28 protein-coding genes and 1 tRNA gene are annotated in these 26,032 nt (G+C 66.7%); 10 read left to right on the top strand and 19 right to left on the bottom strand.

Features of this window, described 5'->3' with window-relative positions:
* The first annotated feature begins 38 nt into the window (after nucleotides 1-38).
* Together ACFWPK_RS05890 and ACFWPK_RS05885 are read left to right on the top strand one after the other, a co-directional pair.
* The gene (locus ACFWPK_RS05890) at nucleotides 39-824 is read left to right on the top strand and encodes a hypothetical protein (protein WP_378913417.1); all 786 of its coding nucleotides are present in this window, start codon (nucleotides 39-41) and stop codon (nucleotides 822-824) included.
* 53 nt (nucleotides 825-877) lie between these two features.
* The gene (locus tag ACFWPK_RS05885) at nucleotides 878-1,219 is read left to right on the top strand and encodes a helix-turn-helix domain-containing protein (protein WP_378913416.1); all 342 of its coding nucleotides are present in this window, start codon (nucleotides 878-880) and stop codon (nucleotides 1,217-1,219) included.
* Nucleotides 1,220-1,321: 102 nt separating this feature from the next.
* Here ACFWPK_RS05885 and ACFWPK_RS05880 read toward each other — a convergent pair whose 3' ends face one another.
* The 5 genes from ACFWPK_RS05880 to ACFWPK_RS05860 all read right to left on the bottom strand — a co-directional run bounded on the left by ACFWPK_RS05880 (nucleotide 1,322) and on the right by ACFWPK_RS05860 (nucleotide 4,442).
* A complete protein-coding gene (locus ACFWPK_RS05880) occupies nucleotides 1,322-1,924 on the bottom strand; it encodes a PIN domain-containing protein (protein ID WP_378913477.1) in 603 nt (200 codons plus the stop codon).
* Between the two features lie 79 nt (nucleotides 1,925-2,003).
* On the bottom strand, nucleotides 2,004-2,414 hold the full coding sequence (locus tag ACFWPK_RS05875; RefSeq protein WP_378913415.1) for a helix-turn-helix domain-containing protein: 411 nt from the start codon (nucleotides 2,412-2,414) through the stop codon (nucleotides 2,004-2,006).
* A gap of 324 nt (nucleotides 2,415-2,738) precedes the next feature.
* A complete protein-coding gene (locus tag ACFWPK_RS05870) occupies nucleotides 2,739-2,936 on the bottom strand; it encodes a hypothetical protein (RefSeq protein ID WP_378913414.1) in 198 nt (65 codons plus the stop codon).
* A gap of 813 nt (nucleotides 2,937-3,749) precedes the next feature.
* Nucleotides 3,750-4,007, bottom strand: coding sequence for a hypothetical protein (locus ACFWPK_RS05865; RefSeq protein ID WP_378913413.1), 258 nt, complete (start codon nucleotides 4,005-4,007; stop codon nucleotides 3,750-3,752).
* 237 nt (nucleotides 4,008-4,244) lie between these two features.
* Nucleotides 4,245-4,442, bottom strand: coding sequence for a hypothetical protein (locus tag ACFWPK_RS05860; RefSeq protein ID WP_378913412.1), 198 nt, complete (start codon nucleotides 4,440-4,442; stop codon nucleotides 4,245-4,247).
* Between the two features lie 1,033 nt (nucleotides 4,443-5,475).
* Here ACFWPK_RS05860 and ACFWPK_RS05855 point away from each other — a divergent pair.
* Nucleotides 5,476-5,817: a hypothetical protein gene (locus ACFWPK_RS05855; RefSeq protein ID WP_378913411.1), complete on the top strand. Its 342-nt coding sequence runs from the start codon at nucleotides 5,476-5,478 to the stop codon at nucleotides 5,815-5,817.
* Between the two features lie 379 nt (nucleotides 5,818-6,196).
* On the top strand, nucleotides 6,197-7,543 hold the full coding sequence (locus tag ACFWPK_RS05850; protein ID WP_378913410.1) for a tyrosine-type recombinase/integrase: 1,347 nt from the start codon (nucleotides 6,197-6,199) through the stop codon (nucleotides 7,541-7,543).
* 146 nt (nucleotides 7,544-7,689) lie between these two features.
* Here the strand turns inward: ACFWPK_RS05850 and ACFWPK_RS05845 are convergent.
* From ACFWPK_RS05845 to ACFWPK_RS05825, 5 genes are all read right to left on the bottom strand, one after another.
* Nucleotides 7,690-7,762: transfer RNA gene (locus tag ACFWPK_RS05845), tRNA-Ala, on the bottom strand.
* 97 nt (nucleotides 7,763-7,859) lie between these two features.
* Entirely contained in the window at nucleotides 7,860-8,864 is a 1,005-nt protein-coding gene (gene glpR, locus ACFWPK_RS05840) for a gephyrin-like molybdotransferase receptor GlpR (protein WP_378913409.1), read from the bottom strand.
* A gap of 136 nt (nucleotides 8,865-9,000) precedes the next feature.
* Complete coding sequence (locus tag ACFWPK_RS05835; protein WP_378913408.1) at nucleotides 9,001-9,651, bottom strand: GNAT family N-acetyltransferase; 651 nt, start codon at nucleotides 9,649-9,651, stop codon at nucleotides 9,001-9,003.
* A 12-nt stretch (nucleotides 9,652-9,663) separates the two neighbouring features.
* Entirely contained in the window at nucleotides 9,664-10,923 is a 1,260-nt protein-coding gene (gene glp / locus ACFWPK_RS05830) for a gephyrin-like molybdotransferase Glp (RefSeq protein ID WP_378913407.1), read from the bottom strand.
* Between the two features lie 40 nt (nucleotides 10,924-10,963).
* A complete protein-coding gene (locus ACFWPK_RS05825) occupies nucleotides 10,964-11,890 on the bottom strand; it encodes a UTP--glucose-1-phosphate uridylyltransferase (RefSeq protein WP_378913405.1) in 927 nt (308 codons plus the stop codon).
* Between the two features lie 154 nt (nucleotides 11,891-12,044).
* Here ACFWPK_RS05825 and ACFWPK_RS05820 point away from each other — a divergent pair, with 154 nt between their 5' ends.
* The 4 genes from ACFWPK_RS05820 to mscL all read left to right on the top strand — a co-directional run bounded on the left by ACFWPK_RS05820 (nucleotide 12,045) and on the right by mscL (nucleotide 14,380).
* Nucleotides 12,045-12,644, top strand: coding sequence for a 5-formyltetrahydrofolate cyclo-ligase (locus ACFWPK_RS05820; protein WP_378913476.1), 600 nt, complete (start codon nucleotides 12,045-12,047; stop codon nucleotides 12,642-12,644).
* Nucleotides 12,645-12,715: 71 nt separating this feature from the next.
* Entirely contained in the window at nucleotides 12,716-13,027 is a 312-nt protein-coding gene (locus ACFWPK_RS05815) for an FmdB family zinc ribbon protein (protein WP_378913404.1), read from the top strand.
* A gap of 90 nt (nucleotides 13,028-13,117) precedes the next feature.
* Complete coding sequence (locus ACFWPK_RS05810; RefSeq protein WP_378913403.1) at nucleotides 13,118-13,786, top strand: SAF domain-containing protein; 669 nt, start codon at nucleotides 13,118-13,120, stop codon at nucleotides 13,784-13,786.
* Between the two features lie 147 nt (nucleotides 13,787-13,933).
* Nucleotides 13,934-14,380, top strand: a complete 447-nt coding sequence (mscL, locus tag ACFWPK_RS05805; protein WP_378913402.1) for a large conductance mechanosensitive channel protein MscL — start codon at nucleotides 13,934-13,936, stop codon at nucleotides 14,378-14,380.
* A 78-nt stretch (nucleotides 14,381-14,458) separates the two neighbouring features.
* On the opposite strand, the gene ACFWPK_RS05800 is transcribed toward mscL, so the two are convergent.
* From ACFWPK_RS05800 to ACFWPK_RS05760, 9 genes are all read right to left on the bottom strand, one after another.
* Nucleotides 14,459-15,121 (bottom strand): MspA family porin, encoded by a 663-nt coding sequence (locus ACFWPK_RS05800; protein ID WP_378913401.1) that lies wholly within the window; start codon nucleotides 15,119-15,121, stop codon nucleotides 14,459-14,461.
* Nucleotides 15,122-15,183: 62 nt separating this feature from the next.
* Nucleotides 15,184-15,852 carry an MspA family porin gene (locus ACFWPK_RS05795; protein ID WP_378913400.1) on the bottom strand — a complete coding sequence of 223 codons (669 nt, stop codon included), beginning with the start codon at nucleotides 15,850-15,852 and terminating at the stop codon, nucleotides 15,184-15,186.
* A 345-nt stretch (nucleotides 15,853-16,197) separates the two neighbouring features.
* On the bottom strand, nucleotides 16,198-16,854 hold the full coding sequence (locus ACFWPK_RS05790) for an MspA family porin (RefSeq protein ID WP_378913399.1): 657 nt from the start codon (nucleotides 16,852-16,854) through the stop codon (nucleotides 16,198-16,200).
* 66 nt (nucleotides 16,855-16,920) lie between these two features.
* Complete coding sequence (locus tag ACFWPK_RS05785; RefSeq protein WP_378913398.1) at nucleotides 16,921-17,601, bottom strand: MspA family porin; 681 nt, start codon at nucleotides 17,599-17,601, stop codon at nucleotides 16,921-16,923.
* A 524-nt stretch (nucleotides 17,602-18,125) separates the two neighbouring features.
* The gene (locus ACFWPK_RS05780; RefSeq protein ID WP_378913397.1) at nucleotides 18,126-18,347 is read right to left on the bottom strand and encodes a hypothetical protein; all 222 of its coding nucleotides are present in this window, start codon (nucleotides 18,345-18,347) and stop codon (nucleotides 18,126-18,128) included.
* Nucleotides 18,344-18,886, bottom strand: coding sequence for a molybdenum cofactor biosynthesis protein B (locus ACFWPK_RS05775; RefSeq protein ID WP_378913396.1), 543 nt, complete (start codon nucleotides 18,884-18,886; stop codon nucleotides 18,344-18,346). Before ACFWPK_RS05775 ends, ACFWPK_RS05780 begins: the two co-directional genes overlap by 4 nt.
* Nucleotides 18,886-20,322 (bottom strand): S1C family serine protease, encoded by a 1,437-nt coding sequence (locus tag ACFWPK_RS05770; protein ID WP_378913395.1) that lies wholly within the window; start codon nucleotides 20,320-20,322, stop codon nucleotides 18,886-18,888. Before ACFWPK_RS05770 ends, ACFWPK_RS05775 begins: the two co-directional genes overlap by 1 nt.
* A 92-nt stretch (nucleotides 20,323-20,414) precedes the next feature.
* Nucleotides 20,415-21,869 (bottom strand): ATP-binding protein, encoded by a 1,455-nt coding sequence (locus tag ACFWPK_RS05765; RefSeq protein WP_378913394.1) that lies wholly within the window; start codon nucleotides 21,867-21,869, stop codon nucleotides 20,415-20,417.
* Nucleotides 21,870-21,878: 9 nt separating this feature from the next.
* Nucleotides 21,879-22,565 carry a response regulator transcription factor gene (locus tag ACFWPK_RS05760; protein ID WP_358071318.1) on the bottom strand — a complete coding sequence of 229 codons (687 nt, stop codon included), beginning with the start codon at nucleotides 22,563-22,565 and terminating at the stop codon, nucleotides 21,879-21,881.
* Nucleotides 22,566-22,856: 291 nt separating this feature from the next.
* Here ACFWPK_RS05760 and ACFWPK_RS05755 point away from each other — a divergent pair, with 291 nt between their 5' ends.
* Nucleotides 22,857-25,625 (top strand): ATP-binding protein, encoded by a 2,769-nt coding sequence (locus ACFWPK_RS05755; protein ID WP_378913393.1) that lies wholly within the window; start codon nucleotides 22,857-22,859, stop codon nucleotides 25,623-25,625.
* On the top strand, nucleotides 25,622-26,026 hold the full coding sequence (locus tag ACFWPK_RS05750; protein WP_019049250.1) for a roadblock/LC7 domain-containing protein: 405 nt from the start codon (nucleotides 25,622-25,624) through the stop codon (nucleotides 26,024-26,026). The genes ACFWPK_RS05755 and ACFWPK_RS05750 overlap by 4 nt, the downstream gene beginning before the upstream one ends.
* Nucleotides 26,027-26,032 lie beyond the last annotated feature (6 nt).

The following is a 26,032-nucleotide window of genomic DNA, read 5'->3' as shown; positions in this document are numbered from 1 at the left end:
CCGTAAGCTCGGCGGCCATGTCGAAGAGCAGAGGGCGTGTGAGCAAACCGAAGCGGAAGCCAGAGCAGCCCCGGCGATATCGGCCGCCGCTGGGCATCGAGTACGACGAGTTTGTCGGCGAGCTGGGCCCCGCTCTGGGAGACACCGTCACAGAGTTGTATGTGAGGTATGGCGTTCGCGATGATCTGTACGTCGATTGGTCGATCGAGCTGAACACCAGGCGGGGCAGCCTCATCGACTACATGGCAGAAGGCAAACCGCTCGCCCGGCAGTCGAGGGCGAAGGTATGGGTTGCGAACTCCCAGATACGCCACGTCACTTTCGGCCAGCGGGGCCAAGCAGTCACCGAGAATGTGATTCCACTCGAGGCGGGAGATGAATCTGTCGTTGACGAGCAATACGACCGCCACCTGGCTTCTCTCGAGCGCGCGTGGCTGGCCGATCATGGCCCGGATCTACACACCACAGCGATGTTCGGCTACGCCAACTTGAACCGGAACCCGCACTTCCGCAACAGCGAGTACCCCTGGTTGCACAACACGCTCGTTGCGATCGACTCCGATGTCGTCGAGGAGATCGTGGTCGAACGGGGAGGAGCGTACTTCGGTGAGAAGGATCGAACCGCCGAAGTGTGGATGCCTGCGATCGAGCGGATGAAGTTCTTCAAGGCCGATCCAGGAGAAGTGTCCGAAGGCAATGTGCAGGATACGGACCCGGCAGATCGACATGCAGCCCTGCAGACAACCATGGGAATGGTCGCGGCAATGGTCAACCGCAGCGAGGACTGGCCCGATGACTTCCTCCGAGGTCAGGAGGACAGCTGACGTATTGCCCGATAACTATCTTGGGCTCAAGGGGTGACTGCATCACCACGTGGATGATCATGTCGGCGTGGAGGTTTGGGTGCGGGAACTACGGAATGTCCGCGGCTCGTCAGGACGAGGTGTGGCGTCGATGGCGAGCGGGGGAATCGTTCAGTGCGATAGCGCGATCCCTCGGGATGCCGCTGCAGCATGTCAGGCGATTCTTGGCCCAAACCGGAGGAATCCAGCGCCGACCGACGCGGCGGCGCATCCAACACTTGACGATGGCCGAGCGAGAGGAGATATCGCGCGGCCTGGCCGCGGGCAGCTCGGCCCGCACGATCGCCACCGGGCTGAACCGTTCGCCTTCGACGATCGCGCGCGAGATCGCGCGCAACGGCGGGGCCGGGGCCTGACGACGAGACCGGCCGATAGACGACGCCAGAATTCACCGATAGAACCAACGGATACTACGGCGACCCTGACATCTGCACGCGCCAGCGGCGATGAACGTCGCTTCAGGTGCTCTTGGATGCACCGGCAAGGGCCCGAGCAACGGCTGGCGTCTGCATCATCTCGCGGATTGCGGCGGCGAAATTGGGGGCCTTCGCGGCCTCAAGACGGGAGGCGAGGTTGAACGGTTTGCCTAGTCGGTGGTGGTACTCGATCTGGGCGAGTAGCGCTTCGCGGACCGTGGCGATCGAGTCCCGGTGGACAAGCATCAGAAAGTCGTCCGAGGTGTACACCTCGTAGCCGAGGTGATCGTCGTTGGCGGCGGCGAAGTCGTGATATTTGCGGTCATCGGTGATGACGTACTCGACGCCGGCGTGTTCGGCGGCGGCATGCAGGTGCGCGTCGTACTTGTCGGTATACGCGAGGTCGGGGTCGATCTCATATCCACGAATCCGGCCGTGCTCGGCGACGGAGACGACGCGATCCCGCACTCCTCCGATCTGATGATCGGAGAAGAGCGGGCGGTTCTTGCGCAGGTGATAGACCAGCTCCGCCAGTATGTCCTCGGTCCAGCGCAGGTGGAACAGCGGTGGGCCGGACCTGTTGGCCATCAGGCAGATCCAGTCTCGCAGCGTTCGCGAATACAGCACGTTCGCGTCCGGCAGCACGTGGGGAACTCGTGAACTCACCTGAGTGACAATAGATGTCGGCGCCGACCGACCTTGCGCCACGGCCGGTCTCAGACTGTCAGTAGTCCAGCCCCTCCGCCTCTTCGAAGTCGCGAAGCTCCTGCAATGCCGCGCGTTGCCGCTGGCGCAGCCGGTCCTGGTAGGCAAGAACGTCGGTCGTGTTGAGTCGGGTGTGGGTTCCGACCTTATGCGCGGCGATCTGACCTTCCCGGACTAGTTTCATCAGCGTCGGTCGGGAGATGCCGAGCAGATCCGCCGCCGAGGACGTGGTCAGCTCGTCGGGCATCGACCCGATCGTCACCGTGCCGCCGGCGGCGACGGTTCGCACCACCTTGGCGAGAATCTCGGCCAGTTCCGCTGGTGCCACCGACCGCAGTGCCGTCGGGTCGAATGCCTCGGCCTGCGACATCTGATCGGATGTCACCGTTAGCGTCGTCTTCCCGACGCTGCTATCAACCAACGCGTTCATCGTCTCGGACCTCCTGCTTGTATTACACCAACCGTAACTCGGTTTCACTTATAAGTGCAACCCCATTGAAGGGCGGGTTGGTCACGCAGGACTCAGGCCAAGTCATCCGCTGACCACCGAATACCTGCCCCCTGTACGGCGCGGACCTGACCGACGCGGACCTGACCTGATCGAACTTTTCTGGTGACCATGGGCGCCCCATGACACCGCTACCCCTGAACAGCCGGGCACCGTCACGTGCCGCTGGCAACTCGGCTCCGCAGTGCCACATGCGACGGGCTGCCGGTTGTTCCAGGCAGCCCGTCGCATGTTCGGTGCTACCGGCTACCCGCGCGGGCGGAGCGGCGAGAGCTCGACGACACGGTCAGCGAGAGCGACACTGGGCGCGAGGTCCCGCAGCATCTCGAATACAGGTTCCAGAATGCGGGCCGCCTTCGCCTGAATGGCGGGACTGTTCGCACACTTGGTCGCTTCCTTGGCGACCTGCTGCTGCACTTCGGCAGAGAGCTCGATCTTGAACATGTCGTTCCTTTCGTGGATCCACCGGTGCTGACTGCACGCTCCAGGCGTTTCGGGGCGGAGGATCACAGGTCATGGCCTAGTTCCAGCGTGCAGCCCGGAAGCTATCGGGAGGGGGTGCAGCGCTCTGGTGGCGTAGTCAGTCCACCTGTGAACCCGGCAATATCTCGTCGACGTACTTCCACTAAATTCGTTGCGGCACTGAATATCTCGGCTCTAGCGCTGAAAATTCAGCGGTGTTACGCCGGGTGAGCAGGCAGCCGAAACCGCCTCTGACCTGGGAGGGGAAACACCATGAACACCACGCTGGCCGCCGCGGTGAGCGCGGCTCTCGCTGCCGCTCAGACCGCCACCGACGCCGCGTAGTGGGCCGAGGCCGCCGCGCACGCTCAGCGCGCGGCGGCGCTGGCTACCGACCTCGCCGGCGTGGCGGCCACTCCCGCCCCGGTCCCCGTCCCGGCGCGTACGCCGGTGGCGGCCACCCCCCGCCGCCTCCGTGCCCGCCCCGGCTGCCGGTGCCAGCGCAGCCGACGTGGCCGCGTACCTGCGCACCTGCACCGCCGACACCGGTATGGCCTACCTCGCCGGACTGGGCAAGCCGACCCTGCGCCAGATCGCGACCGCGGTCGGCATCACGCGCGTACCCACCAGCATGAGCGCACCCGCGCTGCGGGACCGGATCGTGCACCACACCATCACCGCCAGCCAAGTTCGCTGGACTGCGTCACTGGTGACGGCCACCTGGCAGCGCGCTCGGAGGGTGAAAGGATGGTCGACGGGACCGAGATGGTTGGAACAACCCGGTCCCGCCTTGTCTCAGACTATGGCTTCTGCGGTGTGCAGCACCTCAGGCAGCCGCTGCCCGATCCAGGCGCCGACCGCTGGAGAGACGGCGTTGCCGCACCCATCGACCTGGTCGCGTGCGGACCCCCAGACCACGAACTCGCCGGGGCGACCGGGGAAGTCGGTGTCGAATCCGCAGCCACGGCCGACTTCATGGGCGGCCTGTATCCACTGATACGTCGCCCGCATCCGCGACGGGAAGGTCAAACGCCAGGTGCGCGACTGAGTCACCCACGGCCTAGATCCCACTAGCCATTTCGAGCTCGGCGATCGCAAGTACCTGAACATGACCACGAAGCGCGACGTGCCATGACGATACCGTTCGATCCGGCCGTGCTCGATGCGTATCAGCGCGCGACCGCACTGATACCAGCGGGATCCAGGGAACAGCAGTGACTGCTCCGCATAGCGTCGGCGCGCCCTCGCCACCGAGGGAGGCGAGGGCACGCTTCGACGTCTCGGTACCGACTATTGCCTGGTGGAGGTGCGGTAGGCGACGAAGAAGCCGAGTACCGCGACCAAGACGGTGACGGCCGCTTCCCACCCGACCAGCACACCAGCAGCCGTCCCGAGTGCGACTGCCAGCCCAAGGGCCAGCAGGGGATGGTTACCGGGCGACTCAGGCGGTCGAGGGTAGGCGTTCTCGCTGGTCGGCGTTAAGCTCATCAGTGCTCCATAGTTCAGAGTTGGACGCTCGGACGGATGGACGAAATAGCTGCCCTCACCTGCTCGAACAGGTGAGGGCAGCACCATGCGTGGGGTAATGCATCGACCCTTGCGCGGCCCGACAGCTACAACATTAAACCCAGGTTCCACAAGAGGCTATGTGCCACGTCAAAATTCATGCGGTTTAGCAACCAACTAGCATCAGCAAAAGTTACCACGTGACGCGGCGAAGGTAGCCTGCGACGGCAGCACACCGCGCCACCGGATTATTCAGAAATCTTGATCAGGCGCACTTCAAGCAACCCCGTCGTGGGCCACTCGGAATAATTTATCGCTCGGCGTCAAACGGTTCAGCATCGAACGGAGGAGCTTCCCGTCGCTCACGGTGCGATGCGTTCACAACCCACGTGATGTCCGGTAATCGCCAGTTCAAAGGCACCTATGGCGCATGCCGTGGTCACCAGCGATCATAAGGATCGTCCTCTACTCAACGATTTCACGGCCCGCAGCGTGCAGGCCAGATGGCGTCAGACGGAATATTTCGAAGTACTGATCGGGATTACGCACGAATGCTTTCTGCGAGTTTATTCACTCCGACGACACCACCGGAAAGGCGCGTAATAGAGCTTCATATCTGCGCCACAATAAACCCTGGTTGAAATTTCCTGAACGACTCATTTCCGAGCAAATAAGGAAATCACTTCGCGGGGCCGAGCTCGCGTCAGATAGTAAAATTTAGGCATGAAACGTGGCCACTGCGGAGTTGGCCGGTTGGTGGCAACCCTGCGGCAACTGACGGGCGTTTGGCGCACGCCGCCGCGATCACGGGGAGAGCGCCTGCCCTGCGTGTAGTCACCGGTATCGAAGATCGACACATCCCTTTCCGCCAATCTGTGACATGTCGTCCGTCGAACAGAGTTAGCGGCCGCCCCGGAACCTCCTGGGTGGCCGCTATTCGTTGTGGGCCACAGATGTCGGGGGCTGCTGCGATCATCCACGCATCAAGTGCGGCACGGGACGGCGGTGGGTGACGGTGAGCGAGAGCGAGTTCGCGGTACCGGTGAGTGAGCAACTGCCGGTGCTTTTGGCTGGTTTCGCCGCCGAACCACTCGTTCTTCGTTGCCCACCACATCGAACTCACTGCGCCATCGTCGTGAACCAGGTCGATCCGGTTGTCGCCCACCGAATAATCGGCATCTTCCGCGACGGCATGCAGTCTCATGACCTGCCTTCAATGGGGCCGGTGGTGGCTTCATTCCGCTCCCCCGGAGAGCACGCATACGCAACGGTGCCGCAGCCCGATCGGGAGTCTTCATCCTCGCTCGCGAGGGGACGGCCGTCGACGCGCACACCGAACAGTTCGCCGACGCGGTGACAGGTCTCGCAGTCGTCGTCGCTCTCGCCGAGATGGACTTACTCCACGAAACCGAATCAGTGCCCGGTGCGCCAGTGAGGGCCAGGTAGACGGTCACGGCGCCTCTCGCGCGACATAGCAATCCTCCACACAGTCGACCGCCGCCGCCACCGTGATGGTCGGAGCAGCCACTAGACCTGCGCATTCAGAGAAGTCTCCTCCCCAGACATAAGTCAAGAGGACCGACGCCGCGTGGTCGACGCGCACCGCGCGAGGTCGAACCCCGAACTCCACCCGCAGACGACGCCGGCTCCCCCACTCACCGAGCGGAAAGGGATTTCGTTGCCACACCACACTAAGACAGCCGCCACCCACAACAACCGACTCCATCGGTGCACCCATGACCCGCGGTAGACCACCCCGACCCCTCGGGGTCCCCGGCAAACCGATGCTCACCGAACTCGCTCCCGGGCACTGGAAAGCCCGTGTACGGGTCCGCGACTCCTCCGGAAAACGACGAGACCTGATCCGTGTCTCCCCGACCAAGCTCGACTCCCGCCACCGCCCGATCCCCGACCGTACCGGCCAACGAGCCCTCGACGCCGTCATGGCCGCCGCTGCCGTCATCTCCGTCGGCCTCGGCGGCGAACTGTCCACATCGATGACCGTGCGCGACCTCTGGGTCCGCTACCGCGCGGGCCTCATCGCACAAGACCGCACCACCAACACCATCGCCCGCTACGACGAAGTCGCCAAAATGTTCACCACCGCCTTCGGTGACCGGCGCCTGTTCGAAGTCACCACCTCAGCCATCGAAACCTTCCTCACCGAGGTCGGAAAAGCCAGGGGCCCTTCGAACATGCGCACCGGGCGCATCGTGCTCTCCGGGATGTTCCGCTACGCCGTCCGCACCAGCCCCCTCGAAGTCAACCCGGTCCGCGAGGTCCAGATGCCGAAAAACATCGAAGCCAAAGGCCGCACCGGCGGGGCCGGCGACCTCACCGCCGACGAACTGCGGTTCATCCTCTCCGCAGTTCGGACCTCCCAGATCCCGTGCCCGCGGCAACTCGCCAAAGCCGAACGAGAACGCGGCACACCGGTCAAGGCCTACACCCCACCTACCGTCGCGGCCTACTGCGAGAGCGCCGACCTCACTGACGTCATCACCCTCTATGCCGCCACCGGCCTGCGCCGCTCGCAGATGCTCGCACTGTTGTGGACCGACATCGATCTCGACGCCTCGACTCTGCGCCCCACCGGAAAACTCGTCCGCGTCGCAGGCAAAGGACTGGTCCGTGTGACCAGGAAAGATGACCCGAAGAACCGGACCGGCACGATCGCAGTGCCCGAGTTCGCGTTGGCAATGCTCAAACGCCGCAGAGCCGCGGTGGCGAACCGGCGACCGCCTTCTCCGCCGGACCCCGGAATCGAGGTCCTGGATCTGGTGTTCCCCTCAGCCGTGGGGACATTGCGTGACCCGCAAAACGTCGGACACGGCTGGCAGCGTGTCCGTGAAGCCCTGGGATTCGCTGAGGACATCACTCCACACAGCTTCCGCCACGCCGTGGCCACCATCCTCGACGACGCCGGCCTGTCGGCCCGGGTCACTGCCGATGTCCTCGGCCACGTCGACCCTGCCATGACTCAACGCCACTACATGGCACGTGGACGCCCGCACAAGGCCGCCGCCGATGTCCTCAACCGAGCGGTGACCGGCCTCTCGAAGGCCGATCCGGATAGCGAGTAGCGGATTCAGACGTTCGTGGAACCGTTCGAAGTACGAACGCCCAACTCGAACCCCGCCGGGTAGTTGCCATTTGAATTAGTGGTGACTTTGTGGTGACAAAATAGTGCGCAGGTCAGACCAAAAACATAGCCTGACCTGCGCATATGTGGAGCTAAGGGGAATCGAACCCCTGACCTTCTCGATGCGAACGAGACGCGCTACCAACTGCGCTATAGCCCCGTGCGGCTCTGGCGAACCGCGCTGTGACACTGTATCAGGGGTTGCGCCCCGATACCGAATCGGTACTCTGACCTGCTGATTTGCGTGGTTGCACCAGTTACTCGCCGACAGCTTGACCGAGGTCTTCGACCCGGTTGCGGAGCGCGCGAGAAGTGGCCGGATCGAAGATCTCGAGGAACTCGAACCTCGGATCCTCGTCGTCGGTGTCGAGCAGGGTGGAGCGGCGGCGCAGGGCGCGTGCGGTGTCGCGGTCCATGGTGCGACGGGTGTTGGCCGCTTCCGGAGTGGCTTCGGCGGCTTCCTGGCGCTTGCCGCGGGTGAGGCGGGCCGCGCGCCTGCGGCGGATCTCCTCCTCCACGTGGACCTGCTTGCGCAGGTAGGCGAGGTAGCCCGTGAGCACCGCCGCCGACAACCCGCACGCCCACCAGAACATCGAGTTGAGCAGCAGCCCGAACGCGGCGAACAGGATCATGCCGATGATCAGGCCCATGACCGCGCGCTGACGGAAGCTGTAGCGGGCGGCACGGGCGATGGCGTCGGCTTCGGGGTCGTAGCCGCCGCGACCGCGACGCGACGGGGTGAAGTCGTCGTCATCGTCGAATTCGGCGTCTGGGGCCACGAGGTCGTCGAGCCGGGCCGGTGGCGCGGGTGGGATGCGCGCGGCGACGGGCGGCTCGTCCTCGACCACCGCCGAGAGTGGTTCGGCCGCAGTGTCTTCTGCGTCGTCGTCGAGATCGGCTGTCGCGGTGGGCTCTCCGACCGCGCCGGCGTCCACCTCTGCTTCGGCTGCTTCGAGTTCGACTGTGGGGGTCAGCTTTTCGTCGTCATCTTCGGTGACGGGCTCTTCGGTCGTCATCCGATCCTCCGAATCAGTTCGGTGGGAGCGCTTGCGTAGCACACGGGGTCGGTAGTCGGGGTCACTCTCGTGACCGCCTGCCGCGCCGATGCGGATCCGTCGTTCGGCCCCGCCACGGTGCAGCACGCGTGTGGCGAGCGCGGCATCGGTGGTGCGGCGGATCCGGGGATGCCGGTCCGCCAGGATCGGGAACAGGACGAAGACCCACAGCACCACCAGTCCGATCCACAGGATCGAATTCGGCATCGCGGTCATCACCTCCCGTCCCCACCTACGTGTTGTCCATCTGTGGACGCACCACTGACGTCCGTAGGTTAATTCGGGCAGACGCGTCAGTGTGGCAGGCGCGCCGTGCACACCTGCCACATGAGTAACAGAAATTTCACGGCTGCGCCGCTCGACCCTCCCTGACCAGGCGATCCACCACAGTGCCCATAACCTCTTCGACGGTCAGCCCGACCAGCAGGTGATCGCGCCACGCACCGTCGACATCGAGGTAGCGGCGCAGCATGCCCTCTTCCCGGAAGCCGACATTGCGCAGAACCGCCTGGCTGGCAAGGTTTTCCGGCCGCACCGTCGCCTCGACGCGGTGCAGGCCGATCGGGCCGAAGCAGTGGTCGAGACCGAGCGCGAGCGCGGCGGTCGCCACCCCCTGACCGCCGAGATCCTTGGCCACCCAGTACCCGATCCAGCCCGACCGCAGCGCGCCGCGCACGATATTGCCGATGGTCAGCTGACCGCTGAACTGCCCGTCGACCTCGATGACCAGCGGGATCATCGCTCCGCGCCGGGCCTCGGCCTTCAAGCTCGTCCACAGCGACGGCCAGTTCGACGCGTGGTTGCGCGCCTCCCAGCTGCCGCGCCCGGTCGGTTCCCAGCGCTCGAGGTGGTCGCGGTCGCGCAGCCGGATCCGGCTCCACGCGGCGGCATCACGGAAACGCACCGGTCGCAGGGTCACCGTGCCGCCCGCGACGCGTACCGGGCCGAGCCGAGCGGGCCATCCGGGGTGCTGGCCTGCCCGGAATACGTTCATGGACTCCACTTTTCAGCCGCGCTGCGCCAGGAACGCGACCTGAACCTCGTCACCGGTGCGGAAATCGGTGTCGTCGGGTTCCACCACGATCAAGCTGTTCGCCTCGGCGAGGGTCACCAGCAGATGCGAGGAGCCCGCGTTGCCGTTGCCGAGCGGCTGCACGAGATAGTCGCCGGTCGCCTCGTCGCGCAGCAATTGCGCGCGCAGGTAACCCTTGCGGCCCGGCATCGAGGTGATGGGAGTGATGGTGCGGGCGCTGACAATTCGGCGCATCGGCTGACGACGGCCAAGCGCGATCCGGATGAGCGGACGCACCATCACCTCGAACACCACCAGCGCGCTCACCGGATTGGCCGGTAGCAGGAAGGTCGGCACCTCGTCGCGGCCGAGCCGACCGAAACCCTGCACCGATCCCGGATGCATCGCCACGCGGTCCACTTCCAGCTCGCCGAGCCCGTCGAGGGCCTCGCGCACCTGATCCGACGCCCAGCCGCCGACCGCACCGGCGATCACCACGACCTCCGAGCGCACCAGCTGTCCTTCGACCACGTCACGCAGCCTGCGCGGATCGGCGCTGACGATGCCGACCCGGTTCACATCGGCGCCCGCGTCGCGCGCGGCCGCCGCCAGGGCGTAGGAGTTCACGTCGTAGACCTGGCCGGGACCGGGCGTGCGGTCGATATCGATCAGCTCGCCACCGATGGAGATCACCGAAAGGCGGGGACGCGGATGCACGAGCACCTTGTCCTGGCCGACCGCCGCGAGCAGGCCCACCTGGGCCGCGCCGATGATCGTGCCCGCCCGCACGGCCACGTCACCGGGCTGCACGTCGTCACCGATGCGGCGGACATAGTCGCCCGAGCGAACCGGCTCGAAAACCTTGATCCTGGCCCGCCCACCGTCGGTGAACTCCACCGGCAGCACCGCATCGGCCAGGGTCGGCATCGGCGCGCCGGTATCGACCCGCACGGTCTGGCGCGGCTGCAAGCGGATGGGCTGGCGCGAACCGGCCACCACCTCGCCGACCACCGGCAGGGTGAGGTCGATCAGCTCGCCCTCCTCGTCGCGCACATCGGTGCCCGCGGCGGTGACGTCGACGCTGCGCACCGCGTACCCGTCGATGGCGGCCTGATCGAAGCCGGGCAGCGGCCGCTCGGTGACGACGTCCTCCGCGCACAGCAAACCCTGGGCTTCGGATATCGCCACCCGGACCGGCCGGGGTGCGACCGCAGCCGCGGTGACCTTGATCAGCTGATCCTCAACCGAGCGCATCGAGCTCCTGAATCTATGGCGGCGGTGAACCTGGCCGCGGTTACGCGACGGGCGACTGTGGATCCCACTCCGGACTGAGCCGGAACTTCAGCCACTCGCGCAGTTGCGGGCCGTATTCCTCCCGCTCGAGGGCGAAATCCACAGCAGCTCGAAGATAACCGCCCGGGTTGCCCAAGTCGTGGCGCGACCCACGGTGGACCACCACGTGCACCGGATGCCCCTCGGCGATCAGCAGGGCGATGGCATCGGTGAGCTGCAGCTCCCCACCCGCGCCCGGCTCGATCCGGCGCAGTGCGTCGAAGATCACCCGGTCGAGCAGGTAGCGACCGGCGGCGGCCAGGGTCGACGGCGCGTCGGCGAGGTCGGGCTTCTCGACCATGCCCTTGACGCGCAGCACGTCGGTCTCGGCGCCGTCGGCGCATTCCTCGACGTCGAAGACGCCGTAGGCACTGACCTGGGATTTCGGTACATCAATGGCGCACAGCACGGAGCCGCCACGCTCGCGCCGGACCCGGCTCATCGTCTCGAGCACGCCACAGGGCAGCACCAGATCGTCGGGCAGCAGCACGGCGATGGCCAGTTCGTCGTCGTCGAGGACGGATTCGGCCTGGGCGACGGCGTGGCCGAGGCCGAGGGGCTCCTCCTGCACGACCGAGGTCACATCGAGCAGCGCCGGGGCCTTGCGAACCTTCTCCAGCAGCGCGAACTTCCCGCGCTCGGCCAGGGTGCTCTCCAGCACGAGGTCCTCGACGAAGTGGGCGACCACGCCGTCCTTGCCGGGCGAGGTGACGATCACCAGCCGGTCGGCACCGGAATCGGCGGCCTCGGCCGCGACCAGCTCGATGCCGGGGGTGTCGACCACCGGCAGCAACTCCTTGGGCACCGTCTTGGTGGCAGGCAGAAACCGCGTCCCGAGTCCGGCCGCGGGTACCACCGCAGTGCGGAAACCGGAAGTCTTGTCTGTCATGCGCATACCCTATCCATTCAGTGCCGTCCGATCGCCTCCGCGCGACGATCCGGCGTCGGCAAGAGCTTATGCGTACCTCCGCCTTCGCTCCGGCCGTGCGCAAAGGACATCGGATCGCCGCGCGCCTGTGCAGACTATGGTGGTCGCTGTGGAGATGCCCGGTGAGCGCACCAAATATGCGTGGCGCGGCGAGATCCTGGCCACTCGCGCGCAGGTGGACTCCGCTGAACACGCCGTCGACGCGGCCGCGCTCGCGGCCTCCGCGGCCCGCCTGGCCGGGGCCGATGACATCGTGTGCGCCTACGTTCCGGTCCGTGGCGAACCCGGCGATCTACGCATGGTCGACGTGCTGCGCGAACGCGGCGCCACCGTGTTGCTGCCGGTGACCGGCGAGCCGGGTCCGCTGAGCTGGGCGCGGTACGAGGGCGCGGATTCGCTGCGCAAGGCCCGCTACGGCCTGCTGGAGCCTGCCACCGAGACGCTGCCACCCGCCGTGGTGGCCGAAGCCACGACGATCCTCGTTCCGGCCCTCGCGGTGGATCGGCGCGGGGTGCGGCTCGGGCGCGGCGCCGGGTATTACGACCGGACGCTCGGCGCGGCACGGGCGGACGTTCGCCTCATCGCCGTGGTACGGGATAATGAACTGGTCGACCGGCTTCCCGAGGAACCGCACGATCGGCGAATGGGTTGGGCACTCACCCCGGGTGGCGGGCTGGAACGGCTGGGCCGCGACCTCCCCGTTTCGCCGGAATGAAACGGCGATTCGCGACGTTGGCAGTGTCGGCGGTAGAGTGCTAGATCGACGAGAGACTTGCGGAGGATCCTGTGCCAACTTATTCGTATGCGTGCACCCAGTGTGACAACCGCTTCGACATCGTTCAGTCCTTCTCCGACGACACGCTGACGGAATGCCCGCAGTGCGCCGGGAAGCTGCGCAAGCTGTTCAACTCGGTCGGCATCGTGTTCAAGGGCAGCGGTTTCTACCGCACCGACAGCCGTGGTGGCGCGTCCACCGCGAGCGAACCGGCGAAGACCTCGTCCGAGAGCGGCAGCACCAGCAGCAGCAACGGATCCAGCGACAGCGGAAATTCGTCGTCGACTGCGAGCACCAGCTCCACTCCGGCCGCCGCCAGCTGACTTTTCGACAGTTATCCACAGCCCCGCGGTTATCCACAGGCGGGGTTTTCGACGGCTTTTCCGCACTGCCACGGTTCTACGCTTTCGCCCATGACTCGCAGTCTCGCCGATCTGGGACGTGGCAGTTCCTGGCGTTTCGCCCTCGGTAACCGTCCTGCCTGGGCCGATGCTCTCCTGGCCCGGCGTATCGCCGCCGCGGCACTGGCCGTGGCCGCCGTCGTGTTGTTCGTGCGTGGTGATCCCGGCGGTGCCAGGGTCGCGGTGGTGGTCGCCGCCCGCGATCTCGCGCCGGGCCGACTGCTCACCGCCGACGACCTGCGCGTCGACCAACACGAATCCCGTTCGCTGCCAACAGGTTCCGTCGGCCAGACCGCTCCCCTGCTCGGCGCGACATTGACCGGCGCCATGTACGCCGGGGAAGCCTTCACCGATCTGCGTGTCGTCGGCCCACGGCTGGCCGCGGCCGCCGCGGGCAGTGCCGACGCGCGGATCGTGCCGATCCGGTTGGCCGATGCCGCGGTGGCCGATGTGTTGCGGGCGGGCGATCGTGTCGATGTCGTGGGTGTCGAGGATGCGGGCGCTCCCGGGGCGACCACGCCCGCGCGCACGTTGGCCACCGATGCCGCGGTTGTTCTCGTCACCGCGACCGGCGATCGACGCGGTGCGGAACGGGTGGTCCTGGTCGCGCTGGACACCGAATACGCCACCGCTGTCGCCGGGGCGTCGCTGCGGACAGCACTGACCGTCGTTCTTCATTGACCGGGTTCATCGCCCGCCCACGTCGAAGTTCGCGAGAAATTTGCCGAAACCCTGATTAGCATCAGTCAGGAACCAAGCACCACCGTTTCGCACATTCGATATGGAGCCCAGCGCCCCGGCCGGCTCCTGTACGAAGGAGGCATCGGCATGCTCAAAGGTTTCAGGGACTTTCTGCTCCGCGGCAACGTCGTCGATCTGGCGGTCGCCGTCGTCATCGGCACGGCATTCGTCGCGATCGTCACCGCGTTCAGCGAGGGGATCATCAATCCGTTGCTCGCGCTGTTCGGCGGATCGAACGAGATGGGGCTCGGCTTCCAGCTCGTCGCGGATAAGCCGGCCACCTTCATCGAGGTCGGGCCGATCATCACCGCGGCGATCAACTTCCTGCTGGTCGCGGCGATCCTCTACTTCATCCTGGTGGTGCCCGCGACCAGGGCGAAGAAGCGGTTCTCCAACGCCGACGAAAGCCTCACCGAAAACGAACTGCTCATTCAGATTCGCGACCTGCTGTCCGAGCAGCGCGGCCGCTCGGACGGTAAGCACAGCTCGTTGTCCCAACCGCAGCCGGACGCCGACGGCGAACGGACACACTGAATCCACGCCCGTGACACGGAGATCGGGGCCTGCTCCCCGGAGCAGGCCCCGATCTTGTTGTCCGGCAGTCTTATTCGATCAGCCGAGGCTGAAGGGCGCGCCCCAGAGGGTCACCCAGCTCATGACGTTGTCGGTTTCCACCTCGACGCTCACGAAGGAACGGGCCTGGGCGTAGCCGCCGCAGCCGGACAGGCCGATGGTTTCGTCGGCCCAGGTCACCGAGCCCGACCCGTTCTTGAAGGCATTGCGGGTCTTGTGGGATTCATTGCCGTAGTCGTCGGGCATTTCGAGATCGAGGACGTAGAAGGACTTCGATTGACCGGGGCCGACGGTGAGCTCGCCGCCGGTGCCGACCCCGACCTTCTGCTCGGTGCCTGCCCAATCGCTCTCCGCACTCGAGTCACCGAGCGCATCGCCACCGGAGATATTGACCTGACAACCCACGGTGTAGCCCGGGAAGATCTTGCCACTGCCACCGCCGGAGACCGACACCTGCGCACTGCCGGAAACCCACGCGTTGCGATGCGCCGGCGTGGACCCCATGGACGGATTGATATTGGCGGACTCGCCGACCAGCGCGATGTCGACGACAGTGCCGTCGGACAGCGTCTTGGTGATGTGGCCGCCCGGCAGCGGAACGAAGGTATCGGCATTAGCCGCACCCGTGGACAACAGACCCAATGCCACGGTCGCCGCCGTCGTGAAACCGGCTACGCGCGCCATGCTCTTACGGTTGATCATCACAGTGACCCCTCGAGGGTGAATTCGTGTGAACGAGAACGAGTTTCGTTTCGGCCGCGCGATCAGCCGATGCTGAACGGCGCTCCGTAGAGCGAGGTCTTGGAGTAGTGGTCACCGATGATCTCGACCACCGAGTAGGACCGGGCCTGGGCGTAGCCCGCGCAACCCTGGATCTCGATCTCCGCGTCCTGGTACTCCACCGAATAGACACCGGGCTTCAGAATGTCCTTGGCATCGATCTGCACGAAAGAGACCTGACCGGGGCCGAGATGGAGACCGATCGCACCACCGGCCGACGCGCCGAGGGTCGACACTCCACCGGAGAACCCAGCGGCGATCGCCTCGTCACCGATGCTCACCTGGCATCCGACGATATAACCCGTATTCAGCTGCGACGCACCATGCGTCGAAGAATTGTTGGAGCCGGGACGGTTCCGCGGTCCGTTGTACGGCCCGACCTCGCCCTCCGGCGTGACCTGCACATCGGCAATGGCATTGCCCGATACCCACACCACCCGACCAGCACCGTTGGCGGACAGCGACGGGGAGATGACGGCATGCTCGCCGGTACGACTCAAAGTGACACCGGGGCCGAGCTTCTGGCCGTCCGGCAACGGTACGAAGGTGTCCGCGTTGGCAGCACCGGCCGACAACAGGCCGATCGTCACGGCCACTGCGGCGCCAGCGCTCCATGCGCCGCGACGCCCTCGGTTGGTGCGGTTCTCGCTCATTCTTCCCCTCGAGGTGTACGCAAATCCGACCTCGACCATCGAGGTCGATATCTGTGTTGCGCCCGGACCCAGCTGGGGTGTGTCACAAGGGACAGGCACCGCTGGCAACAGGACAAATACGCCCTGCCGGGAGGTGGATCGAGAAGCTGGTCGTCACCGGATCGGCGCGAATCTCAGCCGATCGGCGAACGAAAAACGCAAGATGACTTCGACTGCCGGGGCGGTCGATTCGGGTTCAACATAATGAGACGGGCTCGCAATGTCCAGTGCTACAACATGGATCGCACGACAAAACGGGCCGGTCGCAGTAGCGACCGGCCCGTTTCAGTTCGGGATGCGAACAGATCAGCCGAGGCTGAACGGAGCGCCCCACAGGGTCACCCAGGAGATGACGTTGTCGGTCTCGACCTCGACGGAGACGAAGGCACGCGCCTGCGCGTAGCCGCCGCAACCGGTCAGGCCGATGGTCTCGTCGGACCAGGTCACCGAGCCCGAGCCGTTCTTGAACTTGTTCGACTTGCCGTGCGACTCCGAACCGAAGTCGTCGGCCTTCTCGATGTCGAGGACGTAGAACGACTTCGACTGGCCGGGGCCGAGCGAGAGCTCGCCGCCGGTGCCCACCGCGACATCGCCCGTATCGCCGGAGACCGAGCCTTCGACGTCACCGCTCACGCCGCCACCGGCGATGTTGACCTGGCAACCCACGGTGTAGCCCGGGAAGATCTTGCCGGAGCCGCCGTCGGAGACGGTGACCTGGGCGCTGCCCGAGACCCACGCGTTGCGGTGGACCGGGGTGGAACCCATCGACGGGTTGATGTTGGCCGACTCGCCGACCAGCGCGATGTCGACCACGGTGCCGTCGGACAGCGTCTTGGTGATGTGGCCGCCCGGCAGGGGAATGAAGGTGTCGGCATTGGCCGCGCCCGTGGAGAACAGGCCGACGGCCACGGTGGCCGCAGCGCTGACGCCCGCCACCTTCGCCATGAACTTACGGTTGATCATAGGATTTGTCCCTCGAGGAGTGAGTTCGCCGTAGCGAGAAGAAGATTCGTACCGATTCGAAAGACGTCAGCCGATGCTGAACGGCATGCCGTACAGGGTGGTCTTCGAGTAGTGGTCGCCGATGATCTCGACCACGGTGTAAGCCCGGGCCTGCGCGTAGCCGGCGCAGCCCTGGATCTCGATTTCCGCGTCCTGGTAATCGATCGCGTACGTACCGGCCTTCAGGATGTCCTTCGAGCTGATCTGCACGAACTTGACCTCGCCGGGGCCCAGGTTGACGCCGATCGAACCGCCGAGGCTGCCGCCGGTGGTGTTCACGCCGGCTTTGATACCGGCACCGATCGCGTCGTCGGCGATGCTCACCTGGCAACCGACGATGTAGCCGGTGTTCAGCTGAGAGGTGCCATGGGTGGAGGAGTTGTTGGAACCCGGGCGGCCGGTCGGGCCATTCCACGGGCCTGCCTCGCCCTCGGGGGTTTCGGTGACATCGGCGATCGCGGTGCCGGAGACCCAGACGACGCGACCCGCGCCGTTGGCGGCCAGCGACGGCGAGATCAGGGCCGACTCGTGGGTGCGGGTGATGGTCACGCCAGCAGGACTGACCTTCTGACCGTCCGGCAACGGCACGAAGGTATCGGCGTTGGCGGCACCGGTCGACAGCAGGCCCAAGGCCACGGCGGCCGCGGCAGCGCCGACGCCCGCGGCACGGACGCCACGGCGCACACCGGTGGTGCGGTTCTCGCTCATACTTCCCCTCATCAGGTGTCTAACAGCCGACCTCGACTTTCGAAGCCGGACAAATGGACCTCACAGGGCCCAGATCAGTGTGTCGCCCCTTTGTTGCCGTTACGTAACCAACTGTTATTTTGGCGATACGGCCGGGGCCGGTGTGGTGAACCCGAGCCAGGGCTCCACCGGGTGGTTCAACGCACAGAAGTGGGAGTACTGCGGGGACCGATAGTTGGTGGCTCAATGGCGAACATTAAACGCCGTTCCGGGGATACGGCAACGAAAGAGTTCGTAAATTTCACTGTGAAGCACGGCACACATTCGTACATCGCCACATGCCTTGACGTGCATTGATGCAGTCGCGAAGGCACCTGTCACGAGGTCTTGACAGAATCGGACAACAGGTAACGATCTGGGTCACCGAACGACAGAAGACCACGCTTTCGCGTGGTCTCGAGTATTTGTCCGCAGTTCGCGTTCGCGCTGAAAACTGCTTTTCGAAGGTCGCCTATTACGTAGCGGCTACGTAGATAACGGGGCGATCACCCGTGGTGCGGCGGAACCTGGGATCGTAACCATTCGTCCGTGCCGGAGCCGCGCGAGCCCTCGCCGCGCTCGTCACCGGTGGTCTCCGGCAGCACATCGCCGAAGATCCTCGCCAGCCGCGCAGCCTCGGCCGCCTTGCGCCGGAGCTCGTCCGCCGACGTAGGTTCCCGGCCCTGATCATCGGGGCCGGGAACCGCATCGTGGGGATCAGATGTCATTCGTCCAGACCGGACAGTTCGCCGATCACCTTGCTGGCCAGCGGGCCGAGGGTGGCCATGCCGTCGCGGATCGACGCGCGGGTACCCGGCAGGTTCACCACCAGGGTGCTGCCGGAGATGCCTGCCACGCCGCGCGACAGACCGGCGTCGAGCGAGCCCGCAACCCGGCCCGACGCGCGCAGCGCCTCGGTGATGCCGGGCAGTTCACGGTCGAGCACCTGGGTGGTGGCCTCGGGGGTGATATCGCGCGGCGACATGCCGGTGCCGCCGACCGAGATCACCAGGTCGACACCGCCGATCACCGCGGTGTTGAGAGCGTTGCGGATCTCGACCTCCTCGGCCTGCACCGTCACCGAGGCGTCGACGAGGAACCCGGCCTCGTTGAGCAGTTCGGTGACGAGCGGGCCGAAAGAATCCACGCCGCCATGAGCCGTCCGATCGTCGACGACAACAACCAGTGCGCGCCCTGCCACGGGAGCATCGATGTCCATGGTCATCACCGTAGCGCCTACGCACGACAGGTTTGCGTTCGAACGCATCATCGGCCGCCTTCCGCCGCCGCCGCGGTGAGCGTGACCTCGACGGTCTTGGAATTGCCGCCCTGTTCGTCGGTGTAAGTCACCTTCACCTTGTCTCCTGGCTGGTGTGAGCGGACGGCGGCGATCAGCGCGTCGCCCGAGTCGATGGGACGGTCGTCGAGGCGGGTGATGACGGCGCCCGCGGGGATGCCCGCCTTGGCGGCAGGGCCGTCGGGGGTGGCCTCGAGTACGCGCGCGGCGGTGTCCTGCGGGCGCAGTTTGATGCCGATCTGGGCGTAGGTGGCCTGGCCGGTCTTGATCAGCTGGTCGGCGACCCGGCGCGCCTGATCCACCGGGATCGCGAAGCCGAGGCCGATCGAACCGCTCTGGGTGCCGCCCGCCGCCTCGCCGCCGAGGCTGGCGATGGCGGTGTTGATGCCGATCAGCTTGCCCTGCGCGTCGACCAGTGCGCCGCCGGAGTTGCCCGGGTTGATCGCCGCGTCGGTCTGGATCGCGTCGATCACCGGGTTCACCTGGCTCGGCGTTCCCTCACCGCTGGTCGAGACCGGGCGATTGAGGGCGGAGACGATGCCGGTGGTGACCGTCCCTGCCAGGCCCAGCGGCGAACCGATCGCGATCACCGGCTGGCCCACCGCCAGCCCGTCGGAGGTGCCGAGCTCGATCGGCGTGAGCCCGGTCTTGCCGCTGACCTTGATGACGGCCAGGTCGGAGACCGGATCCGCGCCGATCATCGTGGCGGGCGCGGTGCTGCCGTCGCTGAACACCACTTCCATCTTCGCCGAGGCACCCGCGCCGGCGGCGACGTGATTGTTGGTGAGGATCAGCCCGTCGGTGGACAGCACCACCCCGGAGCCCTCACCGGAAGCCCGGCTACCGGCGACCTTGATCATCACGACACTGGGCAACACCCGCTGCGCCACCGCCTGAGTAGACCCGGCGGGCGCGTTGGCGACATTGTTCACCGCGGGCTTGGGAGCCTCGAGCGCGTTGGTCACCGGCCCGGAATCCGAGTCGGTGGCGAGTACTCCGACAACGCCACCGACACCACCGCTGACCAGTGCCAATGCCGCCGCACCTGCGATCAGGCCGAGCCGCAGCGGCTTTCGCTGCGGCGCCGGCGCCGGACCGAAGGCCTGCGGCGCGACCCCGTGCACCTGACCGCCCTGCGGATGCTGACCACCGAACGACGTCGGGCCCCCGAAAGGCCCAGAACCACCGAAGGGAGCCTGGTCGCCGTGGTGCCCACCGAACGGAGGCTGACCGCCGTACCCAGCCGCCGGCCCCTGCGAAGAGCCCGACACAGGCACACCGGGCACCGGCGCCATCCCGGTCTCGGTAGGCCACTCCGGTTGCCCGCCTGAATCTGTAGGCCACTCCGGTTGCCCGCCGGACTCGGCCGGCCGGTCAGCAGGGTGCTGCTGGGGATCGTCGGTCATGGTGTCTGTCTCCTCACGCTTGCAGACCAGCTTCCTGACGGCTACTGAGAGGCGCCTGAGATCGGACTATCAGTTCGCCGAGACTCCGGCGGTCACTCGGCCGCTGACTCGTCGAGAACGGTCGGCGCCTCCCCCGGCAACACGATGCGCACCAGCGCGCCGCCCCGATCGGAGGTGTCCACCGCGATGGTGCCGCCGTGTTTGGTCACCACCTGCTTGACGATGGCAAGCCCGAGCCCGGAACCGGGCATCGACCGCGAGGCGGTCGTGCGGTAGAAGCGTTCGAAGACAAGTTCGCGTTCGCCGGTGGGGATACCGGGGCCCGCGTCGCCGACGGCCAGTTCGAGCAGTCCCGGACCGGCCGGGCGCATGGTGATCCGCACGACCGCGTCGGGCGGACTCCACTTGGCCGCGTTGTCGAGGACGTTGAGGACGGCCCGTTCCAGGCCCGCCTCGTGCCCGTAGACAAACCACGGCCGCAGATCGGCCACAAAGGTGATCCCCACTCGCCTGCGCCTGGCACGCTCGAGCGCACGCTCGGCCACCTCGCCGAGATCCACCCGCTCGTAGACGGTTTCGGGGGCGTCCTCACGGGCCAGATCCACCAGGTCGCCGACCAGGGTCGACAGCTCGCCGATCTGGGCGACCACATCGGCGCGCAATTCGGCCATGTCCTCGTCCGGTAGCCGGGGCGCGCCCGGTCTGCCAGAGGCGATGAGCAGCTCCATATTGGTGCGCAGCGAGGTGAGCGGGGTCCGCAGCTCGTGGCCCGCGTCGGCGACGAGCCTGCGCTGGCGGTCGCGTGATTCGGTCAGTGCCCGCAGCATGGTGTTGAAACTCTCGGTGAGCCTGGCCAATTCGTCGTCGCCGGTCACCGGGATCGGCGTCAGGTCGTCGGTGCGGGCGACGCGCTCGGTCGCGGCGGTGAGCCGGGCGATCGGGCGCAGGCCGGTGCGGCCCACCGCGGTTCCGGCCGCGGCGGCCAGCACCACACCACACGCGCCGACCACGAACAGCAGCCACGCGAGCTGATCGAGCACCTCACGGGTGCGGTAGAGCTTCTGCGAGATGATCAGCGTGGCGCCGCTGTTGGTGCGCGCGGCGAGTACCCGCTGGTCACCGACCGTGCGCAGCGACGAGTTGATCTTGCCGTCGGCCACCGCGAGTTCCTGGGCACCGACCGGCGGAATCGTCTGCTGGGGCGGCATATACGGCTTGTGACCGGCGTAGATCAGGGCGACACCGACATCGTTGGAGAACAACCCGGCCAGCACGATCGACTGGAAACCGGCGGTCTCGAAATTGTTGTTGATCATCGTCGCCGCGCGGGCTTCCAGCTGGGCGTCGACATCGGCGTACAGGGCGCGCGCCACCATCGCGTAGGCGGCGATCGAGGTCACCGCGACCGCGATCAGCACCACCGACGCCGCCAGCAGTGTCACCCGCCAGCGCAGCGAGACCGAGCGGGTCAGCGGGGTCGGCGGACGCATCTCGCTCGCGTCGACGGGCCTGCCGAGAACGGCGACCGCGGGTTCCTTGTGTGCCATGCCGCCCGCCTACGGAGGGGTCTCGCGCAGCACGTAGCCGACGCCACGCACGGTGTGGATCAGTCGCTCCTCGCCATCGGCCTCGGTCTTGCGGCGCAAATAGCCGATATAGACCTCCAGCGCGTTGCCGGAGGTCGGAAAGTCGTAGCCCCAGACCTCTTCGAGGATTCGGCCGCGGGTGAGCACGCGGCGCGGATTTGCCATCAACATCTCGAGCAACGAGAACTCGGTTCGCGTGAGACTGATCGCGCGTTCGCCGCGCGAAACCTCGCGCGTGACCGGATCCAGCGACAAGTCAGCGAACACCATCGCCTCCGACGCTTCACCGGGATCGGGCGTTCGGCGACGCAGCAACGCGCGTAAACGCGCCAGCAATTCCTCCAACGCGAAAGGTTTCGGCAAATAATCGTCGGCACCCGCGTCGAGCCCGGCCACGCGTTCGGACACCGAATCGCGCGCGGTCAAAACGAGAATCGGCAGATCGTCGCCCGTACTGCGCAGCCTTCGGCACACTTCAAGGCCGTCGAGGCGCGGCATCATGACATCGAGGACAAGGGCATCGGGCCTGGCTGCGGTCACTTTTTCCAGTGCGTCGAGACCGTCGACAGCCAGGTCGACGGTGTAGCCGTTGAAGCTCAGTGACCGGCGCAGTGATTCCCGCACCGCGCGATCGTCGTCGACTACCAGAATGCGCATGTGCTGTAGTTTGCCGTGACCGACTGAGAACGTACTGAGAGGGCTCGGCGCGCCGAACGTCGTGTTCGCGGCGACGTGCGTTGTAGGTCTTGACAAACCCGAACGAATCGTCGTTGTGTCAGCGCATATTCGGCGAATTACAGACCGCGTGGCCCGGATTGCCGATGCCCACTCGGCACGGTATCTTTCCTGCGGTAAAAGAAGACCTCCAGTTGGTTCTGCGCTCGCATCGCTCCGCGACCTCCCCGCGCGGGCCGGGGTCACACGTGGAAGCAGAGGCAACGCACGCGGATGGAACCTGCATCGCGCTCCTGGCAATTCAGCCTGTCGAACTGGTCGGTAACGCGCAAGGTCGGTGTGGTGCTGGTGCTGCCGGTGATGCTCGCGACCACCTTCGCCGTGCTCCGGATCAACAACGAACTACAGACGATGACGCAACTCGGCGCGGCCACCGAACAGGCCACCGTCATCCGTCCCGTCGTCAAATTCGCCACCGCGACCGAACAACTCGCCGTCGCGGCGACCGCCAACTGGGGTGCGATCGCCGACCCGCAGACCGACGCCGCGCTCACCACCTACGACCAGGCGCTCGCCGAGGTGCAGAGCGCGCTGCGCACGGCCCGCATCGACCCTGCCGTCGCCAGTGAGCTCACCGCGGCCACCACCACCGGCGCCACCCTGCGCAACACCGTGCGCGGCGGCTCCCCCGCGATGGTCGGCGAGCAGACCGACGAGATCGGCGAGCGGATCGGCAACGCGCTGTCGAAGACCCCCCAGGTCGAGGACTTCGTCGTGCAGCGCTACTTCCTCCAGCTGACCGCCCTGCACCAGGCCCGCCGGGTGCTCACCCGCGAACGCACGCTGGTCGTCTCGCCCGAGTCGGGTCGCAGCCAGAGCGCGCGGTCGAGGATGCTCGTCGAGCTCGGCTCCGAAGCGAACATGATCAAGACCTACGGGATGATCCTGCCCGAGCACGCGGGCAGCCAGGCGGCGCTGCTCGACGCGGTGCAGACCCGGATCAGTGTGTTCAGCCAGAACAACGGCGATCCGGCCACCAACGCGGCGGTGCTCAACACGCTGCAGGTCAGCGCCGACACCTACGCCTCCACCATCTCCGCGCTGCTCGACAACATCGACAACACTCTCGACAGCAATACCGCGACCGCCCAGACCGGTGCCCTGCGCGAAACCACCCTGGTGCTCGGCATGCTGCTGGCGGGCCTCGCGCTCGCGCTGGCCGTGGCCCGCACCCTGGTGGTGCCGGTGCGCAGGCTGCGCCGCGACGCGCTCGAGGTCGCGCACGTGAAGCTGCCCGACGAGCTCGCGGTCGTGCGCAGCGGCGGCGCGACCCCCGAGATCGCGCCGGTCGGCGTGCATTCGACCGACGAGATCGGCCAGCTCGCCCGTGCCGTCGACGAGATCCACGAGCAGGCGCTGAATCTGGCCGCCGACCAAGCGCGTCTGCGCCTGCAGATCGGCAACATGTTCGAGACGCTGTCGCGGCGCAGCCAGTCGCTGGTGGAGCAGCAGCTCACGCTCATCGAGGAACTCGAGCACGACGAGGACAACCCCTCGCGCCTGCAGACCCTGTTCCGCCTCGACCACCTCGCCACCCGCATGCGCCGCAACGGCGACAACCTGCTCGTGCTGGCAGGAACCGTGCTGCGCCGCGGTCATCTGCCGCCGGTGCCGCTGTCGGACATGCTGTGGAGCGCGGTCTCGCAGGTGGAGGACTACCAGCGGGTCGAGATCGGCAATGTGCCCGACGGTGTCGTCGCCGGTGAGTCCGCGGTCGATATCGAGCACCTGCTCGCCGAGCTCATCGACAACGCGCTGCGCTACTCCCCGCCGAGCACGTCGGTGGCGGTCATCGTCGGCCGGGCGGTCGACAGCGGCTATCTGATCGAGATCACCGACCGCGGCCTCGGCATGTCGGCCGACGATCTGCGCACGACCAACGACCGGCTCGCCTCCGGTGGTGAGGTCACCATCGAAACCGCCCGCCGCATGGGTCTTTTCGTGGTCGGCAGGCTCGCCAAGCGGCACACCATCACCGTCAGCCTGCGCCGTACCAACGGTGCGGCGCCGCAGCCCGGCATCACCGCCAGCGTGCATCTGCCCAGCGCGCTCGTCGCACCGTCGCCGCCCGTGCCCTCCGGCCCGTCCACCGGCCCGAATCCGCTGGTGCCCGCCGGTATCGGCCCGTACGCGCTGACTCCGGCCGACATCACCGGCCCGAATCCGATCATGCCGACCGGACCGCGGCCCCTGGTTTCGCTGGACGCCGTCACCGATCTCGGCCTCCCGGCTTCACCGCTACCGGTGCCCGCGATCTTCGCGTCGACGGGCCCGATCCCGCCCGTCCCGGCCAACGGCGCGAACCCGACCAACTCGCTCACCGATGTCGGCCTCCCCCAACGTGTTCCGGCTGCGGTACCGCCGCCCCCACCGGAACCGGTCGCCGTCGAACCCGACGACGAGACACCGGCGGGCATGTGGGCCGAGCACGACCACGACACCGACGATCTCCCGATGGCCGCCGATCCGCCGGCGCCCGCCCCCGACTCACCCTTCGGCCTGCCACAGCGCATCCCCGCGAGCGCGCTGGCCGAGCTCGCCGCTCCCTCCGCACCATCGGAGCCCGAGCCGGCGCCGCGGCCCATCGACGCCGACCCGATGCCGACGACGAGCACCCGCTTGCAGCCGGTCTCCGGCCCGGCACCGACCCCGATCTACCAGCGGATGGTCTCGGAGTGGCTCGTCGAACCCGCCTCCGCCCCTGCCGAATCCGGTAGCGGCAACGGCGCGTCGTGGAGCGCCCCGGGCGACGCGGGCTGGTCGGCCGCCGCCGAGGCGGACCACCCACCCACGTCCTCGCGAACGAGCGGCGGGCTGCCGATTCGCAAGCCGGGCGCTCAGCTCGTCCCCGGTGGGCTCACCCCCGCGGAGGAAGAGGGCGCTCGCGACCCCGAGGAGATCCGCAACAACCTGACCCGACATCTCAGCGGCGTCCGCAGCGGCCGTGCCGAGATCCAGTACAACGACGGAGGCCTCGAATGAGCAACGCGCACCCCACAGACGAGAATCTGAACTGGTTGGTCGCCCGCTTCACCCGTGACGTACCCGGCGTTTCGCACGCGGTGCTCGTCTCGGCCGACGGACTGCTCCAGGCGACCAGTCCCCATCTACCGTCGGACCGCGCCGAGCAATTGGCCGCGGTCACCGCCGGTCTGGCCAGCCTGTCGATGGGTGCGGCGCACCTGTTCGACGGCGGCAAGGTGATGCAGTCGATCGTGGAGATGCAGCGGGGCTATCTGCTGGTGATGAGCGTCGGAAACGGTTCGCACCTGGCGGTTCTGGCCAACAAGAGCCACGACATCGGCCGCATCGGCTACGAGATGGCGTTGCTCGTCGACCGGGTGGGCTCGGCGGTCACCGCCACCGCCCGCTCCGCCGGCTGAGGTGAG

This window comes from Nocardia sp. NPDC058519 (assembly GCF_042719755.1).
Classification (GTDB): Bacteria; Actinomycetota; Actinomycetes; order Mycobacteriales; family Mycobacteriaceae; genus Nocardia.
Note: the sequence above shows the minus strand (reverse complement) of the source record. Positions and strands in the feature narration are given on the sequence as shown.

Excerpts from the sequence above, each read along its gene's own strand:
- ACFWPK_RS05885 (WP_378913416.1), top strand. The coding sequence starts at position 878 with ATGATCATGTCGGCGTGGAGGTTTGGGTGCGGGAACTACGGAATGTCC.
- ACFWPK_RS05875 (WP_378913415.1), bottom strand. The coding sequence starts at position 2,414 with ATGAACGCGTTGGTTGATAGCAGCGTCGGGAAGACGACGCTAACGGTG.
- ACFWPK_RS05870 (WP_378913414.1), bottom strand. The coding sequence starts at position 2,936 with ATGTTCAAGATCGAGCTCTCTGCCGAAGTGCAGCAGCAGGTCGCCAAG.
- ACFWPK_RS05860 (WP_378913412.1), bottom strand. The coding sequence starts at position 4,442 with ATGAGCTTAACGCCGACCAGCGAGAACGCCTACCCTCGACCGCCTGAG.
- ACFWPK_RS05850 (WP_378913410.1), top strand. The coding sequence starts at position 6,197 with ATGACCCGCGGTAGACCACCCCGACCCCTCGGGGTCCCCGGCAAACCG.
- glpR (WP_378913409.1), bottom strand. The coding sequence starts at position 8,864 with ATGCCGAATTCGATCCTGTGGATCGGACTGGTGGTGCTGTGGGTCTTC.
- ACFWPK_RS05835 (WP_378913408.1), bottom strand. The coding sequence starts at position 9,651 with ATGAACGTATTCCGGGCAGGCCAGCACCCCGGATGGCCCGCTCGGCTC.
- glp (WP_378913407.1), bottom strand. The coding sequence starts at position 10,923 with ATGCGCTCGGTTGAGGATCAGCTGATCAAGGTCACCGCGGCTGCGGTC.
- ACFWPK_RS05825 (WP_378913405.1), bottom strand. The coding sequence starts at position 11,890 with ATGACAGACAAGACTTCCGGTTTCCGCACTGCGGTGGTACCCGCGGCC.
- ACFWPK_RS05820 (WP_378913476.1), top strand. The coding sequence starts at position 12,045 with ATGCCCGGTGAGCGCACCAAATATGCGTGGCGCGGCGAGATCCTGGCC.
- ACFWPK_RS05810 (WP_378913403.1), top strand. The coding sequence starts at position 13,118 with ATGACTCGCAGTCTCGCCGATCTGGGACGTGGCAGTTCCTGGCGTTTC.
- mscL (WP_378913402.1), top strand. The coding sequence starts at position 13,934 with ATGCTCAAAGGTTTCAGGGACTTTCTGCTCCGCGGCAACGTCGTCGAT.
- ACFWPK_RS05800 (WP_378913401.1), bottom strand. The coding sequence starts at position 15,121 with ATGATCAACCGTAAGAGCATGGCGCGCGTAGCCGGTTTCACGACGGCG.
- ACFWPK_RS05795 (WP_378913400.1), bottom strand. The coding sequence starts at position 15,852 with ATGAGCGAGAACCGCACCAACCGAGGGCGTCGCGGCGCATGGAGCGCT.
- ACFWPK_RS05790 (WP_378913399.1), bottom strand. The coding sequence starts at position 16,854 with ATGATCAACCGTAAGTTCATGGCGAAGGTGGCGGGCGTCAGCGCTGCG.
- ACFWPK_RS05785 (WP_378913398.1), bottom strand. The coding sequence starts at position 17,601 with ATGAGCGAGAACCGCACCACCGGTGTGCGCCGTGGCGTCCGTGCCGCG.
- ACFWPK_RS05780 (WP_378913397.1), bottom strand. The coding sequence starts at position 18,347 with ATGACATCTGATCCCCACGATGCGGTTCCCGGCCCCGATGATCAGGGC.
- ACFWPK_RS05775 (WP_378913396.1), bottom strand. The coding sequence starts at position 18,886 with ATGCGTTCGAACGCAAACCTGTCGTGCGTAGGCGCTACGGTGATGACC.
- ACFWPK_RS05770 (WP_378913395.1), bottom strand. The coding sequence starts at position 20,322 with ATGACCGACGATCCCCAGCAGCACCCTGCTGACCGGCCGGCCGAGTCC.
- ACFWPK_RS05765 (WP_378913394.1), bottom strand. The coding sequence starts at position 21,869 with ATGGCACACAAGGAACCCGCGGTCGCCGTTCTCGGCAGGCCCGTCGAC.
- ACFWPK_RS05760 (WP_358071318.1), bottom strand. The coding sequence starts at position 22,565 with ATGCGCATTCTGGTAGTCGACGACGATCGCGCGGTGCGGGAATCACTG.
- ACFWPK_RS05755 (WP_378913393.1), top strand. The coding sequence starts at position 22,857 with ATGGAACCTGCATCGCGCTCCTGGCAATTCAGCCTGTCGAACTGGTCG.
- ACFWPK_RS05750 (WP_019049250.1), top strand. The coding sequence starts at position 25,622 with ATGAGCAACGCGCACCCCACAGACGAGAATCTGAACTGGTTGGTCGCC.